Source organism: Flavobacterium sp. CFS9, from assembly GCF_041154745.1.
Taxonomy (GTDB): Bacteria; Bacteroidota; Bacteroidia; order Flavobacteriales; family Flavobacteriaceae; genus Flavobacterium.
The window spans coordinates 4,809,236-4,829,718 of sequence record NZ_AP031573.1 but is presented as its reverse complement, the minus strand read 5'-3'; the positions used below and the strand labels follow the sequence as shown (position 1 = coordinate 4,829,718).

At 36.4% G+C, this 20,483-nt stretch carries 1 protein-coding gene; it reads left to right on the top strand.

Annotated features, from left to right (window positions below):
• Nucleotides 1-3: 3 nt before the first annotated feature.
• Nucleotides 4-19,806 carry a non-ribosomal peptide synthase/polyketide synthase gene (locus ACAM30_RS20210; protein WP_369616313.1) on the top strand — a complete coding sequence of 6,601 codons (19,803 nt, stop codon included), beginning with the start codon at nt 4-6 and terminating at the stop codon, nt 19,804-19,806.
• Nucleotides 19,807-20,483 lie beyond the last annotated feature (677 nt).

Here is a 20,483-nt window from a genome sequence, read left to right as displayed (position 1 = left end):
AACATGAATATAGAAATTTTAAGTATTTTAAAAGAAGCTCATAACAAAAAAGTAAGAATAGAAGTAAACAAGGGAAACTTAACAGTAAAATCAGTGGCTTCTATTGATACCGATTTATTACAAAAAATAAAAGATAATAAAGTTCAAATAGTTAAATATATTGAGGAAGGTCAAATAAAAAGCAGAAAAAAAACGTTACCTAAAGTTACTCCTTACGATCGAGATTCCATCAAGCAGATTCCTTTATCGTTTAGCCAGGAACGTTTATGGTTTTTGGATCAGTTGCAAGGCAGTATCGAATATCATATTCCTACAGTTCTTTGTTTAGAGGGAGCATTAGATCTATCGATATTGAAACAAACCCTGCATGAGATTGTTTCGCGTCATGAAGTCTTACGCAGCATGCTTTTATCAGAAAACGGAATCGGTTATCAGGAAATTATCAGCACAGAGGGCTGGTCGCTTGATCAGTTGGAAATGAAGGATGCATCAATGCTTGAAAGCAGTCTGCAGGATTATCTGAATAAACCTTTTGATTTATCTAAAGATTACAAATTAAGATCATGTTTGTATGATCTGGGAAACAAGCAATATGTTTTAGCAATTGTTTTTCATCATATTGCAAGTGATGGCTGGTCACAGGGAATTTTGACAAATGAATTTATAGAATTATACAATGCTTTGCACTCGGGTCGCCCGGCAATTTTACCAGAGCTTAGTTTGCAATATGCCGATTATGCTATTTGGCAGCGCAAATATTTAGAAGGTGCTGTTTTAGAGGATCAGTTATCGTATTGGGAAAGAAAACTTAGCGATGTAAGTACATTATCCTTGCCAACAGATTATGTTCGTCCTTCGATACAGAGTAATGCAGGAGCCAGTGTTTCTTTAGAATTAACTAAAGAGTTGAGTGATTCATTAAATTTGATCTGTCAAAAAGAAGGGGTTACCTTGTTTATGTTCTTGTTAACAGCTTTTAAAGTATTGTTATCTCGATATAGTGGTCAAAAAGATATTTGTGTAGGAACGCCAATAGCCAATCGAACTCAGTCAGAGTTAGAAGGTATGATCGGCTTTTTTGTTAATACCTTAGCCCTTCGTAGTGATTTAAGTGGTGACCCAAGTTTCAGGGAGGTATTGGTAAAAGTGAGGCAGACAACTTTGGAAGGATACGATCATCAACTCACACCATTTGAAAAAGTAGTCGATCGGGTGATTACGACTCGGGATATGAGTATGACACCATTGTTTCAGGTATTATTTGCATTACAGAACGCATCTAATGCATCTGAAGAAGATGGAGAAGCTTTAGAAAGAGTTACGTTATCAAGATATGAGTTTGATACAATTACTTCTAAATTTGATTTAGCATTAAATGCTTCTGAAAGTGATAATTGTGTTTCATTCGATATGGTATATTGTACGGCTTTATTTGAGAAGTCTACAATAAATCGAATGCTACTGCATTATCAGGAATTATTGGTAAATATTGCAGATAATATCGCGCAACCAATAAGCAGTCTCTCTATGCTTACAACCAAGGAGGAGAATCAATTATTATATGAATTTAATAATACAAATGCCACATACCCCAAAGATAAAACACTAACAGATTTATTTGCTGAACAAGTTAAAAAATCTCAAGATGATATTGCAGTAGTTTATGAAGAGGAGAGAATAAGTTATAAAGAATTGGATAAACGCTCCAATCAGTTGGCTCATTATTTATTATCTAGTAATGACGCAAATAAGGGTAGTCAAATTGGAGTTGTTTTAGACCGTAGTGATTGGTTAATTGTTTCATTTTTAGCAATATTAAAAATTGGCGCAACTTATGTTCCGATAGATCCGAATCATCCTGAGGAAAGAAAAGAATACATAAAGAAAGACAGTAACTGTTCTATTGTTATAGATGATTTAGTACTGGAAACATTCAAAAAGAATTGCTCCGATTACTCTGATGACTTACCTGAAATAAATACCAGCCCTGATAATTTGGCATACATTATTTACACTTCGGGTAGTACGGGTAAACCAAAAGGGGTAATGATTGAACATCGAAATATTGTCAATACAATACTATCTCAGATTTCTGCTTTTTCAATTACCAATAAGGATAGCTGTCTGCAATTTGCAAGTATTTCGTTTGATGCTTCTATTTGGGAGATAGGTATTTCTCTTTTGAGTGGCAGTCGCTTAAGCATTATAAAAGAAGAAGCAAAATCAGATGTTACCTTTTTTAGAAACTTTATAGCAAATAATGCTATTACTTTTGCAACCTTGCCACCGGCTTTTTTACAATTATTAGCTGTTGACGATATAAAAAGTATTAAAACTCTGGTTACTGCAGGAGAGTCAATACCTTTAGAAGTAGCGAAGAGATTTTCTGAGCATTACAACTACATTAACGCTTACGGACCTACAGAAGCAAGTATTTGTTCTACAACTTTCCGGGGAGGTATAAAAAATAGGGTATCCATTGGGAAACCTATTGATAATACTCAGGTGTATGTGATGAATGAGGAACACAACCTTTTACCTGTTGGAGTAGTAGGTGAATTATGTGTGGGAGGAGCAGGAGTAGCACGAGGTTATTTAAATCTGGAACAATTAACCAAAGAAAAATTTATAAACAATCCTTTTATTGAAGGAGAGCGAATTTATAAAACAGGAGATTTGGCACGCTGGTTACCAGATGGCAACCTTGAATTTATAGGCAGAAAAGATGATCAGGTTAAAATTCGGGGCTATCGTATTGAATTAGGAGAGATTGAAAATGTATTATCATCATTATCAGGAGTTGCCCAGTGTTGCGTTTTAGCCAAAGAAGATCCAAATAACTCCAAACGTTTAGTTGGTTATGTGGTACCTGAGGGTGATTTTGATAAAGAAATAGTACAAAACCAATTAAAGCTAAGTTTACCTGAGTATATGGTTCCACAATTGTGGGTGACCTTAGAAGTAATGCCATTAACCACTAATGGTAAGCTGGATAAAAAAGCATTGCCAGACCCGGAAAACTCAGAGTTGTCAACCAGTAAATATATTGCTCCTCGAAACGAAACAGAGAATCAATTAGTAACGATTTGGCAGGGATTATTGGGTATAGAAAACATAGGGATTCATGATAATTTCTTTGAGCTTGGAGGGCATAGTTTATTAGCTGTTCAGTTAATATCCCGCTTGCAAGCGTTGGATTTTCATATAAAAGTAAAAGATATTTTTGCTGGTCCTACGATAGCGTCCATCAGCGATAAGTTATCTTCTATATCTTTAGTTTATAGTGTTCCTCCTAATGGAATTAAAATTACAAGTGACCGTATTATTCCATCAATGGTACCCTTATTAAGTGATTTTAGTCAGGATGATTTAGATAAATTAGTAACAATGGTTCCAGGTGGTGTTTCAAATATTGAAGACATCTATCCATTATCTCCCTTACAGGCAGGAATTCATTTTCATAATTTGATGAGCGATCCTAATCAGGGAGACCTCTACATTGTTCCAAGTTTGCTTTCCTTTTCTGATTCGGCAAAGAGAGCGGCTTTTATCAAGGCATTGCAATTTGTAGTGAACCGTCATGATGTTTTACGTACTTGCTTTTTGAGTGATGACCTGCCAAATGCTGTTCAGGTAGTATTGCGAGAAGCAAAATTAGTAGTAGATGATTTAGATTTAGATAAGTCCAAAGCTATTTTACCACAATTGGAACTACTTATCACTTCTGGTAGTCACTGGATGGACATCTCAAAAGCTCCATTATTAGAATTGAAATCGGCTGATGATCCAATTAATGAATGTTACTATTTAATAGTGTATCAACATCATTTGATAATGGATCATGTTGGTTTAGAGGTTATTACTCAGGAAATAATGTTGTATCTGTCAGGAGAAGGAACAAATCTTCCAACTCCGGTTTTATACCGTGATTTTATTGGCCACACATTATATGCACAAGCAATCAATGATGGTGAATCCTATTTTAAATCTTTATTTGAAGGAATAGAAGAACCAACGTATCCATTTAATTTATCCAATGTTTTAGGCGATGGTAGTCTGGAGCAGTCCATTAGTTTCCTTTCTCGTGATGTCAGTATATCATTGCGTAATACCTGTTTTAAACTTGGTATTAGTCCTGCAATATTATTTCATGCCGCTTTTGGTTTAGTTACAGCTAAATGCAGTAATAGAGAATATGCTGTCTTTGGTTCTTTATTTTCGGGGCGTTTGCAAGGCTCTTTGGGGGCCGCGGATTCTTTAGGTTTGTTTATCAACACCCTTCCGGTTATTTTGAAAATAAAAGGGACTGTTAAAGAATATTTAGAGGAAGTAAAGATAAAATTGGAAGAATTGTTATCCTATGAGCAAACTCCTTTATCCGAAATCCATCATTGGAGTAGTATCTCAAACGAGACAGCTTTATTTAGTGCTCTGTTAAATTACCGTCATTCTTCATCATCTTTATCAGAAGAAAATAATACTGGAGACATAGATTTAGGTATTACGGTTATTGGAAGCCATGAAAAAACAAATTATCCATTTAATTTAAGTGTAGATGATTTTGGTGTTGATTTTGGATTAAAAGTATTAGTCGATGAAAGTATAAGTGCTGATCGCATACTTGCTTATATGGAAGAAGCATTGAATCAGCTTATGGAAGCAGCTACAAATGAAAAAGTAGCTGTTGAAACTCTAAGTATATTAAGCAAAGAAGAAAAATATCAAGTATTAGATATTTTTAATACTACACAAGTAGCATATCCTTTAGACAAATCGCTAGTAAATTTGTTCGAAAAACAAGTTGAGCAGACTCCAGATGCCATAGCTATAGTTTATAAAGATAAAAAAATAAACTATAAGGAGTTAAGTGAAATTTCAAATCAATTAGCACATTACTTTTTAGGACATATTAAAAGCAATGAGGATAATTTTATTGGAGTAACTTTAGAGCGTAGTGACTGGTCAATTATATCGTTTTTAGCAATATTAAAAACGGGATCGGCTTATGTACCAATAGATGCTAATTATCCGGCAGAAAGAAAAGAATATATTGAAAAAGATAGTAACTGTTGTATTATCATAGATGAGTTATTCCTGGATTTGTTTAAAAAAGAAAGGTCTAATTATCCGAATCATTTACCTGAAATTGTTATAAAAGCAGATGATTTAGCTTATGTTATTTACACATCAGGGACAACAGGAAAGCCTAAAGGAGTAATGGTAGAGCATCGCTCGGTTATAAACTTATGCTTTAATATAATTAATACTTTTCAAACTAATAAGTTTACGGTATTTTCCCAACTAATTTCTTTATCATTTGATGCGTCAGTTTCTGAAATCTACCCATCGCTAATTTCAGGGAGCGTGTTGCATATAATTGATGATGAAATTAAAAAAGAGGGCACACTTGTCGATTATATTAAAATAAATGAAATAAACCATCTGACTATACCTTCAGATTTATTTGGACAATTAGCATGGGAAGAATTACCAGCTTTGAAAAGCGTTCATATTGGAGGTGGTGTTTCTTCTTACAATACGCTAAATGAATGGAGTGAGACAGGAACACTGGTTAATGGATACGGACCTACAGAGTGTACTGTATGTGCTACAATGCACAACTTTAAGGAAGGAGATTTGAATACTAATATTGGGAAGCCTCTGGATAATACGAAGATCTATATTCTTGATGCTTCAAATATTTTAGTACCAATAGGCGTAATTGGTGAATTGTGTATTGGAGGAGCTCAGGTAGCCAGAGGATATTTGAACAAGGAAGAATTAACAAAGGAAAAATTTATAGCAAATCCATTCAAAGAGGGAGAGCGAATTTATAAGACAGGTGATTTAGCGCGTTGGCTTCCGGATGGAAACATAGAATACATCGGCAGAAAAGACGATCAGGTTAAAATCCGCGGCTATCGAATAGAATTAGGCGAGATCGAAAACGCCTTGTCTTCTTTAGCGGGCGTAAACCAATGTTGTGTTTTGGCCAAAGAAGATACAGCAGGCAACAAACGTCTGGTAGGTTATGTAGTTTTAGAAGGAGCATTAGACAAAGAGCGACTACAAAACCAATTAAAGTTGAGCTTACCGGAATACATGGTTCCTCAATTGTGGGTGACTTTAGAAAAAATGCCGCTCACCAGTAACGGAAAGCTGGATAAAAAAGCATTGCCGGATCCGGATGGTTCAGACTTATCGAGTACCGAATACGTCGCTCCGCGTAATGAGACAGAAGAGCAGTTGGCAGCAATCTGGCAAAACCTGTTAGGTGTAGAACAAATAGGAATTTATGATAACTTTTTCGAGCTCGGAGGTCACAGTTTACTGGCTACACGTTTAGTTTCAATGATCCGTAAGGCTTTGATGATAGAAGTATCCATCCGCGAAGTATTTGAACATGCCACAATCTCAGACTTAGGAACCCATATAGCGGCACAGTCTGAAGTGGTTTTATTACCAGGTATTGTTGCAGAAGAACGTCCGGCTCGTATTCCTTTATCGTTTAGTCAGGAACGATTATGGTTTTTGGATCAACTTCAAGGCAGTACCGAATACCATATCCCTATAGTTTTGAGTTTAGAAGGGGCCTTGGATATATCGCTGCTGGAGCAAACTCTGCATGGTATTGTTTCGCGCCATGAAGTCTTACGCAGCATGCTTTTATCAGAAGAAGGTATCGGTTATCAGCAAATCATCAGTGCAGAAGGCTGGTCACTGGATACGGATACGGTATCGGATGAATTAGTATTAAAAAATCATATCGCCCACTATGCCCATAAACCTTTTGATTTATCTAAAGACTATAAACTGCGCGCGTGTTTATACACCTTAGAGAATCAGAAATATGTTTTGGCCTGTGTTTTCCATCATATCGCCAGTGATGCCTGGTCGGGGGAAATCTTGGTTCATGAATTTATGGAACTATACAGTTCCCTTGAATCCAACAGCACCCCTAATCTACCAACACTTTATTTACAATATGCCGATTATGCCATTTGGCAGCGTAAACATTTAGAAGGAGCAGTTCTGGAGAATCAGTTATCGTACTGGGAATCCAAACTAAAAGGAGTAAGCACTTTATCCTTACCAACAGATTATGCCCGTGCTTTGGTTCCAAGCAATGCAGGAGCAGCTGTTTCTTTAGAGATAGACCAAAAGCTGAGTGCATCATTAAACACGATCTGTAAAGAAGAAGGCGTAACGATGTTTATGCTATTATTATCGGCTTTTAAAGTTTTATTATCGCGTTACAGCGGTCAGGAAGACATTTGCGTAGGAACGTCAATCGCCAATAGAACTCAATCGGATTTAGAGGGCATGATCGGCTTTTTTGTCAACACTCTGGCCCTTCGCAGTGATTTAAGCGGCAATCCGAGTTTTAAGGACCTATTGTCAAGAGTAAAACAGACCACTTTAGAGAGCTACGACCATCAGTTAGCCCCATTTGAGAAAGTAGTAGATCGGGTAATTACAACCCGTGATAGAAACATGAGTCCATTGTTTCAGGTATTGTTTTCTTTACAGAATAATCAGGAAAGCAACCCTGTTGCTCTAAAAGGTCTCAGCTTATCCTCTTATGATACCCAAGTGGTAAATTCTCAGTTTGACTTATTGTTCAATATATCAGAAAACCAGGGAGGTATCTCATTGAACATGGTATACAGCACCGCTTTATTTGAAAAAACAACAATAGAGCGAATGCTATTGCATTATCAGGAACTGTTACAAAATATTGCAAAGAATATTACAGAGCCTGTAAAAAACCTGTCTCTGCTTACCCCGGCAGAAGAGCATCAACTACTCAATGTATTCAATCACACAACTGCAGCATATCCATTAGATAAAACAATAGTTGATTTATTTGCAGAGCAGGTAAAGAAAACCCCGGCTGCTATTGCAGTTGTTTGTGGAGACGAAACATTAAGCTATCAGGAATTAGATGCAAAATCCAATGACCTGGCGCTATACTTACGAAATCACTACCATGTCACCTCCAATGATATTGTAGGTCTCATGTTAGATCGCAGTATCTGGTCTATTATTTCAATAATTGGAACACTAAAAGCGGGTGCTTGTTACCTTCCGATCGATAAAGAATATCCAGAGAATCGCAAATCTTTTCTAGTCAAAGATGCTAATGTAAAATTACTGATTATAGAATCGGAAAGCTTATTTGATGTAATAGAATATGCAGTTCCTATTTTTTCTATCGACGTAGAATTTGATAGCGTATTAAGCCAGGCTTCATCATTCCCGGCTTTAAAAACCAACACCATCCAATTATCAGATTTGGTTTATGTCATTTATACCTCAGGAAGTACAGGAAATCCAAAAGGAGTAATGATCGAGCATAACAGTTTGGTGAACTACTTATCGTACAGTATCTCACGTTATGGAGACGGGGATAACGCTCAGAGTTTCCCCCTATTTAGCTCCTTATCCTTTGATTTAACCCAGACCAGTATCTATTTGACACTTTTAACAGGAGGACAACTGCACATCTACAAAGATAATGATGTTAGCTCCGTATTGAAGGCCATTGTTTCAAATGATGCTATTACCTCTATAAAATTAACCCCGTCACATTTGTCCTTTTTCAGAGACTTAGGTCATTCTCCATTAAAAAGATTCATCATCGGTGGCGAACAATTAACCCATTCCGATCTGTCTCATTTAGGAGAATTAGATCCATCGGTTAAACTGTTTAACGAATATGGACCTACTGAATCCACTATTGGCTGTAGTGTATTAGAGGTTACTCACTATGAATCCTTAGATCGCATCCATATAGGCCGTCCAGTGGGAAACACCCATATCTATATAGTAAACGAGGCTTTAGGATTATTACCAATAGGAGTAACAGGAGAATTGTGTGTAGGAGGTATTCAGGTAGCGCGAGGATATTTAAATAGAGAAGAACTAACCAATGAGAAATTTATCGACAGCCCCTTTTTAGAAGGCGAACGAATGTATAAGACAGGGGATTTAGCACGCTGGCTTCCGGATGGTAACATAGAATATATCGGCAGAAAAGACGATCAGGTTAAAATTCGCGGTTATCGAATAGAATTAGGGGAGATTGAAAACGCCTTGTCTTCTTTAGCGGGTGTAAATCAATGTTGTGTTCTGGCTAAAGAAGATACAGCAGGCAACAAACGTCTGGTAGGTTATGTAGTTTTAGAAGGAGCATTAGACAAAGAGCAATTACAAAACCAATTAAAATTAAGTTTGCCTGAATACATGATTCCTCAATTATGGGTGGCATTAGATACAATGCCATTAACCGGTAACGGAAAACTGGATAAAAAAGCATTACCAGATCCGGATGGTTCAGGACTATCGAGTAAAGAATATGTAGCTCCTCGTAATGATACAGAAACACAGCTAGCCGGGATCTGGCAAAACCTGTTAGGGGTAGAACGAGTAGGAATTCATGATGATTTCTTTGAACTTGGAGGTCACAGTTTGCTCGCTACGCGTTTAGTTTCGATGATCCGTAAAGAACTCTCTAAAGAGATTGAAATTGCGGATGTTTTTGCCTATACCACGATTTCAGACTTAGAAACTCATTTATCATCTCAGTCAGAAGGTATTTTACTTCCGGTTATTACAGGGGGAGAGCGTCCGGAGCGTATTCCCTTATCGTTTAGTCAGGAACGACTATGGTTTTTGGATCAGCTTCAGGGCAGTACTGAATACCACATTCCGATAGTTCTGAGTTTAGAAGGCGCTTTAGAGATATCGCTGTTGGAACAAACCCTGCATGGTATTGTTTCGCGTCATGAGGTCTTACGCAGTATGCTTTTATCAGAAGAAGGCATCGCTTATCAGCAAATCATCAGTGCGGAAGGCTGGTCACTGAATACGGAGGTGGTGTCGGATGAATTAGTATTAAAAAATCAGATCGCCCACTATATCAACCAACCTTTTGATTTATCAAAAGATTATAAACTGCGAGCGTGTTTATACACTTTAGGGAATCAGAAATATGTGTTGGTATGCGTGTTTCATCATATCGCCAGTGATGGCTGGTCGGAGGGAATTTTGGTGAATGAGTTTACACAATTATATAGTGCATTACAATCCAACAGCATACCTAATCTACCAACACTTCATTTACAATATGCCGATTATGCGATTTGGCAGCGCAACTATTTAGAAGGAGCAGTTTTAGAGGATCAGTTGTCGTATTGGGAATCCAAACTAAGTGGCGTAAGTACTTTGTCCTTACCAATAGATTATCCCCGTCCTTCGGTTCCGAGCAATGCGGGAGCAGCTGTCTCTTTAGTCTTAGATCAGAAGCTGAGCGCATCATTAAACACGATCTGTAAAGAGGAGGGAGTAACCTTGTTTATGCTTTTATTATCCGCTTTTAAGATCTTGTTGTCGCGTTACAGCGGTCAGGAAGATATTTGTGTTGGAACACCAATTGCAAATCGAACCCAAGCGGAATTAGAAGGAATGATTGGCTTTTTTGTCAACACCTTGGCGCTTCGCAGTGATTTGAGCGGCGATCCGAGTTTTAAGGATGTGTTGTCAAGAGTAAAACAAACCACTTTAGAAGGTTACGACCATCAGTTAACCCCATTTGAGAAGGTGGTAGATCGTGTGGTTACAAGCCGTGATAGGAGTATGAGTCCGTTGTTTCAGGTGATGTTTGATTTTCATAATGTGGAATCAAAATCAGGAGATATTGGAGAACAGGAAAAAGGCATACAAGGAGTTGCGCTTTCAGGTTATCCTTTTGATATTGCTACAGCTCAGTTTGATTTATCTTTCAGTGTATCCGAGAGCAGCACTGGTATTTCATTAGCCCTAAATTATGGTACAGCTTTATTTGATGATGCTACAATCAACCGTATGTTGCTGCATTATCAGGAATTATTACAAAGTATTACTGAAAATATCACTGAGCCAATCAGTACTCTGTCGATGCTTAGCCAGGCAGAAGAACATCAATTATTGAATGTTTTCAATAACACGGCTGTTGCATATCCTCTAGATAAGACTGCAGTAGATTTATTCGAAGAGCAGGTTAAACAAACACCCAATGCTGTTGCAGTTGTTTATGGAGATGAAGAGCTAACTTATAAAGAATTAGACCAACGTTCTAATCAGTTGGGGCATTATTTGCGTGAGCAGGGTGTAAAACCCGATGATCTGGTAGGAATCTGTCTGGAACGAGGATTTGAGATGCTGATAGGTATTCTTGGAATCTTAAAATCAGGTGGTGCTTATGTTCCAATTAAGCCAGATTATCCAACAACCCGTATCTCTTATATTGTTAAAGATATAGGATGTAGTTTGTTGCTTACTGATAGTTTTACAAAGAATATTTTGAACTCTTTAACATTAGATGTCACTACCATAGTATTAGGAGGTTCTACTGCTGTATATAATAACTATTCAGTTGATTCATTAGATTTATCTTATTCATCTAAATCTTTGAGTTATGTGATTTATACTTCAGGTAGTACTGGAGTTCCTAAAGGAGCAATGATTGATCATTGTGGTTTATTAAATCACCTTTTGGTAATGGTAGATGAGTTAGAAATGGACAATAATAGTGTTGTAGCTTTTACAGCACCATTCACCTTTGATATTTCGGTATGGCAATTATTAAGTGGTTTACTTTGTGGAGCTCGCATAGCTATTTATAGTGAACGCATGATCTTGGATATATCTGATTTTCAAGACGCTTTAGCAATATATCAAGTTACACATCTTCAATTAGTTCCTTCTTACTTGTTAAGTTTATTAGAGACAGGTTCAAGAAAAGGATTGGAAGATTTACATTATTTTTTAATTACCGGAGAGGCAGCTACTACATCACTATTACAGTTATGGTTTTCTGTGTACCCTTCTATTCCTGTAGTAAATGCTTATGGTCCGGCAGAGGCATCGGATGACGTAAGTCTTCATATCATGAAAGAAGCTCCAAAAAGTACTATTGTTCCTGTTGGGAAACCAGTAGCCAATATGTCTCTATATGTAGTAGATATTTTTGAGAATTTGTGCCCAATAGGTATAATAGGAGAATTATGGGTTAGCGGAGTAGGAGTAGGTCGTGGTTATCTGAATCAGCCTGAGCTTACATCTGAAAAATTCATAAGTAATCCATTTAAGGAAGGTGAACGAATTTATAAGACAGGTGATTTAGTACGTTGGTTACCCGATGGAAATATTGAGTTTATTGGCAGAAAGGACGATCAGGTTAAAATTCGCGGCTATCGAATAGAATTAGGTGAGATTGAAAACATCTTATCTTCTTTAGAAGGAGTTTCACAATGTTGTGTTCTGGCCAAAGAAGATACAACAGGCAATAAACGTTTGGTTGGTTATGTAGTTTTAGAAGGAAAATTGAACAAAGAGCAATTACAAAACCAATTAAAATTAAGTCTGCCACAATACATGGTTCCTCAATTATGGGTGGCATTAGATACAATGCCATTAACCGGTAACGGAAAACTGGATAAAAAAGCATTACCAGATCCGGATGGTTCAGAACTATCGAGTAAAGAATATGTAGCGCCCCGCAACGAAACAGAGACCCAATTAGCTGAAATCTGGCAAAACCTGTTAGGGGTAGAACAAGTAGGAATTTATGACAACTTCTTTGAACTCGGAGGTCACAGTTTACTCGCTACGCGTTTAGTTTCGATGATTCGTAAGGATTTAAAAAGAGAAGTTTCTATCCGTGAAGTATTTGAACATACTACAATCTCAGAATTAGGAACTCATTTATCATCTCAGTCAGAAGGTATTTTACTTCCGGTTATTACAGGGGGAGAGCGTCCGGAGCGTATTCCCTTATCGTTTAGTCAGGAACGACTATGGTTTTTGGATCAGCTTCAGGGCAGTACTGAATACCACATTCCGATAGTTCTGAGTTTAGAAGGCGCTTTAGAGATATCGCTGTTGGAACAAACCCTGCATGGTATTGTTTCGCGTCATGAGGTCTTACGCAGTATGCTTTTATCAGAAGAAGGCATCGCTTATCAGCAAATCATCAGTGCGGAAGGCTGGTCACTGAATACGGAGGTGGTGTCGGATGAATTAGTATTAAAAAATCAGATCGCCCACTATATCAACCAACCTTTTGATTTATCAAAAGATTATAAACTGCGAGCGTGTTTATACACTTTAGGGAATCAGAAATATGTGTTGGTATGCGTGTTTCATCATATCGCCAGTGATGGCTGGTCGGAGGGAATTTTGGTGAATGAGTTTACACAATTATATAGTGCATTACAATCCAACAGCATACCTAATCTACCAACACTTCATTTACAATATGCCGATTATGCGATTTGGCAGCGCAACTATTTAGAAGGAGCAGTTTTAGAGGATCAGTTGTCGTATTGGGAATCCAAACTAAGTGGCGTAAGTACTTTGTCCTTACCAATAGATTATCCCCGTCCTTCGGTTCCGAGCAATGCGGGAGCAGCTGTCTCTTTAGCTTTAGACCAGAAGCTGAGCGCATCATTAAACACGATCTGTAAAGAAGAGGGAGTAACCTTGTTTATGCTTTTATTATCCGCTTTTAAGATCTTGTTGTCGCGCTACAGTGGTCAGGAAGACATTTGTGTTGGAACACCAATTGCAAATCGAACGCAAGCAGAATTAGAGGGTATGATTGGTTTTTTTGTCAACACCTTGGCACTTCGCAGTGATTTGAGCGGCGATCCGAGTTTTAAGGATGTGTTGTCAAGAGTAAAACAAACCACTTTAGAAGGTTACGACCATCAGTTAACCCCATTTGAGAAGGTGGTAGATCGTGTGGTTACAAGCCGTGATAGGAGTATGAGTCCGTTGTTTCAGGTGATGTTTGTATTACAAAATGAGGGAGATAATCAAGTCCAAAAAGAGAACAAATTAAATAATATTATTATTTCTGAATATGAGTTTGATACGGTTAGTTCTAAGTTTGATTTGACATTTAGTGCATCAGAAAATAACAATGGTATTTCATTAGCGGTAAATTATTGCACAGCTTTATTTGATAAGGCTACAATCGAGAGTATGCTGCTGCATTATCAGGAATTATTGCAAAGTATTGTAAGCAGTATCAAACAACCAATCAGTACTCTGTCGATGCTTAGCCAGGCAGAAGAGCATCAATTATTGAATGTTTTCAATAACACTGAAGCTGCCTATCCATCAGATAAAACAATTGTTGATTTATTCGAAGAGCAGGTTAAGCAAACACCTAATGCTGTTGCAGTTGTTTATGAAGATGAAAAGCTAACCTACAAAGAATTAGATCAGCGCTCCAATCAGTTGGCACACTATTTATTATCGAATAATAACATTAGTCAGGATAGTTTAATTGGAGTAGTTTTAGATCGCAGTGATTGGTTAATTATTTCACTTCTAGCGATATTGAAAACGGGATCGGCTTATGTTCCCATCGATCCTAATTTTCCTGAAGAAAGAAAAATGTATATAAAGAATGACAGTAATTGCGCTATTGTTGTAGATAATTTGTTATTAGATACTTTCAAAGAAGTTATTGCTTCGTATTCTGTTGATTTACCTGAAATAATTACAACTCCTGCTGGCTTGGCATATGTTATTTATACTTCGGGTAGTACGGGTAAACCTAAGGGAGTTATGGTTGAGCATAGAAACTTGGTTCATTTATGTTTTTGGCATCAATCTGCATATTCTGTAACTGCTCAAAGTAGAGGTACTCTATTCTCAGGGGTTGGTTTTGATGCTAGTGTTTGGGAAATATATCCATATTTGCTTTCTGGAGCCAGTTTATATCCTATTTCAGAAAAATATCGTTACGATTTGGATAAGCTTTTTACTTTTTTAACCCAACATGCTATTACACATACTTACATACCTACATTAGTATGTGAGAGTTTTGTAGACAAAGAAATATCTTTACCTAATATTATTGTTTTAACAGGTGGAGATGTACTACACTTAAGTAAATCAAGTGATATTGCTATTTATAATAATTACGGACCAACAGAAACTACTGTAGTTGCTACTAATTATAAAGTATTAAATACTCCAATAACTAAGATTCCTATTGGTAAGCCTATTAATAATACTCAAGTTTATATTTTGGATAATCACGATCAGCTTTTACCTGTAGGAGTCATCGGAGAGTTATGTATTGGTGGAGCAGGGGTTACCAGAGGTTATTTAAATCAGGGAGATTTAACAAAGGAAAAATTTATAGCGAATCCGTTTAAAGAAGACGATCGAATTTATAAGACAGGTGATTTGGTACGTTGGTTGCCAGATGGTAATATAGAATTTATAGGCAGGAAAGACGATCAGGTTAAAATTCGTGGTTATCGCATCGAGCTTGGAGAGATTGAAAATGTACTGTCCTCTTTAACAGGCGTAAGTCAGTGTTGTGTTCTGGCCAAAGAAGATATAGCAGGCATTAAGCGTTTGATAGGTTATGTGGTATTGGAAGAGGCATTAGATAAAGAGAAATTACAAAAACAATTAAAGTTAAGTTTACCAGAATACATGGTTCCCCAATTATGGGTTGCTTTAGAAGAAATGCCGCTAACCAGTAATGGAAAGCTGGATAAAAAGTCATTACCGGATCCTGATGTTTCAGATTTATCCAGTACAGTATATGTAGCTCCACGCAATGAAACAGAATTACAGTTAGCTGAAATCTGGCAAAACCTGTTAGGCATAGAGCAAGTAGGAATTCATGACAACTTCTTCGAACTGGGTGGTCACAGTTTACTGGCCACACGTTTAGTTTCGATGATCCGTAAGGAATTGATAACAGAAGTTTCTATTCGTGAAATATTTGAATATGCCACAATCTCAGAACTAGGGATACATTTGTCATCTCAGTCAGATGTTGTTTTACTTCCCGGTATTACAGGTGGAGACCGTCCAGAATGTATTCCATTATCTTTTAGTCAGGAACGACTATGGTTTTTGGATCAGCTTCACGGCAGTACCGAATACCATATCCCTATCGTTCTTGGTTTAGAGGGAGCCCTAAATGTATCGATACTAAAACAAACCTTTCATGGGATTGTTTCGCGCCATGAGATCTTACGCAGTATGATTTTATCAGAAGAAGGTATCGGTTATCAGGAAATTATAAGTGCAGATCACTGGTCATTGGATGTGGAGATTGTATCGGATGAACTATCATTAAAAAATCATATAGCAGACTATGCCAATAAACCTTTTGATTTATCTAAAGACTATAAACTGCGAGCATGTTTGTATACCTTAGGCAATGAGAAGTATGTTCTGGTATGTGTGTTTCATCATATCGCCAGTGATGGTTGGTCAGAGGGGATTCTGGTCAATGACTTTATGGAATTATACAGTTCCTTTGAATCTGGTCGTGAAGCAATTTTACCTCAGCTTAGTTTACAATATGCCGATTATGCTATTTGGCAGCGCAAATATTTAGAGGGGACTGTTTTAGAGGATCAGTTATCATACTGGGAATCCAAACTAAAAGGAGTAAGCACTTTGTCATTGCCTACAGATTATACCCGTCCTTCTATGCAGAGCAATGCAGGGGCAGTTACTTTCTTAATGCTAAATCAGGATATAAGGACTTCATTAGAGCAACTATGTAAAGAAGAAGGCGTAACACTGTTTATGCTTTTACTATCCGCTTTTAAAGCTTTGTTGTCTCGTTACAGTGGTCAGGAAGACATTTGTGTAGGAACACCAATAGCCAATAGAACGCAATCGGATTTAGAGGGTATGATCGGTTTTTTTGTGAATACCTTGGCGCTTCGCAGTGACTTAAGTGGGAATCCGAGTTTTAAGGATGTAGTGGCAAGAGTAAAACAGACCACTCTTGAAGGGTATGATCATCAGTTAGCCCCTTTTGAGAAAGTTGTAGATCGTGTGGTTACGACCCGTGATAAGAGTATGAGTCCTTTGTTTCAAGTGATGTTTGATTTTAAAAAGATGGAATCAAAATCTGAAGAAGCTGTACAAGAAGAGTTAGGTATTCAGGGAGTTAAGTTATCAACTTACCCTTCTGAACTTACTACAGCTCAATTTGATTTAATATTTAATGCATCCGAAAACAGCGAGGGTATCTCATTAGGAGTAAATTACAACACTACTCTGTTTGATCAATCGACAATAGATCGAATGCTATCGCATTATCAGGAGTTGTTGATTAGTATTACAGAGAATATTACCCAGCCAATAAGTAATCTGTCGATGCTCACCAAAGAAGAATCATACCAATTATTAAGTATTTTCAACGATACTGATACAGCTTATCCAAAAGAGAAAACTATAGTAGATCTATTAGAAGAACAAACGAAGCGTACTCCGGATAATGTTGCATTAGTTTGTGGAAATAATACGATGACTTATAAAGAATTAGAGGAACGTTCCAATCAATTAGTTCATTATTTGAAATCGAATGGTGTGGTTAAAGATTCGCGAGTAGCCATATTGTTTGATAGGGGTTTTGATATGATCATTAGTATGCTTGGTATTCTCAAGTCAGAATGTACTTATGTTCCATTAGATGCCTCATTGCCATCTAATCGCTTATCCTATATAATTGAAGATTCAAACGTGAGCTTTCTTCTTTACAGTGAAGAATCGTTACTGTCTAAACTATCCGTTTCAGAATTTATTTTTCTTTTAGATGTTACAGAATCCTATACTTACGAATCTTCAGCTATTTCATGTAAAATAGCACCAGCTTCAACAGCTTATATAATGTATACATCAGGAACCACAGGAAATCCAAAAGGAGTGATGGTTGCACACGGTAATATTGTTAGTCTTTGTACAAGTTGTGATTATACTGCTTTAAATTCAGATACAGTTTGGCTGTCCACTGGATCTGTTGCTTTTGATGCGACAACTTTGGAATTTTGGGGTACTTTATTAAATGGAGGTCAGTTGGTATTAGCAGATACAAATTCTTTATTAGAGATCAAAAGTTTAAAAGACCTTATAATTAGACATAAAGTTACTACTATGTGGATGACCGCTTCCTGGTTTCATCAGGTAGTTGAAGAAGATGCATCTGTTTTTGCACCTCTTATTTCTTTATTGGTTGGAGGAGATGTAGTCTTATTTACCTATACCAATAAGTTAAAAGAACTATATCCGTCTCTTCAGATTATAAACGGGTATGGCCCTACAGAGAATACTACATTTTCAACAACTTATACTATTGAGGGAGCAAGAGTAAAGGCTCTTCCTATCGGAAAACCGATAAAAAACAGCCACGTATATGTTACGGATTCTGAATTAAACTTAGTACCCATAGGAGTTGTTGGAGAGTTATGCGTTGGAGGAAGTGGAGTTGCATTAGGTTATTTAAACCAGGAAGAATTAACCAGCGATAAATTTATAAATGATCCGTTTAAAGTAGGCGAAAGAATATATAAAACAGGAGATTTGGCACGCTGGTTGCCAGATGGTACTATTGAGTTTATCGGAAGAAAAGATGATCAGGTTAAGATTCGTGGCTATCGAATAGAATTAGGCGAAATTGAGAATGTATTGTCATCTTTAGCAGGAGTAACGCAGTGTTGTGTATTGGCTAAAGCTGATGCAAATGGCACTAAGAATTTAGTGGGTTATGTTGTATTGGAAGATGCATTAGACAAAGAGTCTTTACAGCAAGCGTTAAGACTAAATTTGCCTGAGTATATGATTCCTATGATCTGGGTCGTGTTAGATGTAATGCCATTAACCAGTAATGGGAAGCTGGATAAGAAATTATTACCAGATCCAGCTGGTTCAGAATTATTAAGTAAAGAATACGTAGCACCCCGTAATGAAACGGAAGAACAACTAGCTGTAATCTGGCAGGAGACTTTAGGAATTGATAAGGTAGGAATACAGGACAACTTCTTTGAATTGGGGGGACATAGTTTACTAGTTATAAAATTAGTAGCTCTTATTAATGAGGTATTCTCTACAGATTTCAGCATCAATACCGTTTTTGAGCATGCAACTATTGCTGAGTTTGTTGCTAACATCCATTCAGAGGATCATTTCAAAAATAGCGTTATGGTTCCTTTACAGGAAAAAGGAAGTCGAAAAGCTATATTTCTAACGCCGCCGGGGAGTGGAACAGTGAATTGTTTTATTGAACTGACAAAACTATTAGGAAAAGATCAGCCTGTTTATGCATTTCAATGTCCGGGATTATATGGAGAATCACCAATTTCAGAATCTATTGAAGAAATGGCTTCCGGATTTATTACAGAAATGCAAAAAAAGGATCCATATGGCCCTTATCGACTCGGAGGATATTCATTTGGAGCGACTGTCGCTTATGAAATGGCACTGCAATTGCGAAATAATGGATTTCATGTAGAAGAATTATTAATTTTCGATGGAAGAATTTTAAATGAAGATAATAGCGAAATCAATGAAGATGAATCATTTAGAGAATTTTTAAAAGAACAAACAGCAATATTTGGGGAAGATTTTGATTTTTCAATTTTAGCTCTTGAAGATAAATCGAAAGAAGAACAACTCGAATCTTTGAGTAAATTGTTAAGAGAGTCGGAATTTAAAATAAGTGATCAGGAGTTAAGAGGACGTCTGGAAGTTAGTTTTTACAATGAAAATTATTCATATTTAAATAAAGTAGAAGAAAAACTGGATGTAAAAATTATCTTGTTTAAATCAGCATATGTGGAAAAGTATGGAGAAATATTCTTTAATGATAATGATGACTATGGATGGAATGAATATACGAATAAAGAAATAATAGTACATTCAATATCTACCACCCATGGTGCACTTTTAAATAAAGAGAATGTTGAGCAAATTTGTATGCATCTAAAACAGTAATTTAGAATTTATATTAATGAAACAGCTGTAATACTTTTTGCAGCTGTTTTTTATTCTTATAATCAAGATTTAATTAATTTTCTTTTATTTAAAGCAATTACTAAGGACATCTTTTTTTTGATTTTTTTTCATGCTTTTTAATTTAATAGAAATGTTAGTCAGTATTTAGAATTGTAATAATGTCAATTTCATAACTGACACTTTGTTAGAAAATCTATAAACGTCAAATTTGAAAATGCTATATAAGAAAATGCAAATCATTAGATTTGCTAGTGTTGATGATGATTTTGCTAGAACAGACTAGAATTGGAATAGTAATTTTGATCTATCTGCTATGATTTTAGACAGGCTTAGTGAATTAGAAATGGTAGTCTTAATTTTTAAACTCATAATTAATGTGTCTATATGTGTCTCATTGTGTCATAGTTTTGCCCAAAAAAAAAAACAGTTAAAACGCTATTTTATAGTATTTTAACTGGGATTCTTTGTTTTGTTTTGTGAAGTCTACTTGCCATTGCAGAAATTTACTGTAGTTATTTATACAAAAAAAGGAGTGTATTCTACTTTTAAAGATGTAGATAATTATGATAAATCACTAGCAACTAATTTATTTTCAGATAAATAGAAAATGCTATAAATGCCTGCATATAATAACTATTACAACGGATCTTGGCAAT

Excerpts from the sequence above, each read along its gene's own strand:
- ACAM30_RS20210 (WP_369616313.1), top strand. The coding sequence starts at position 4 with ATGAATATAGAAATTTTAAGTATTTTAAAAGAAGCTCATAACAAAAAA.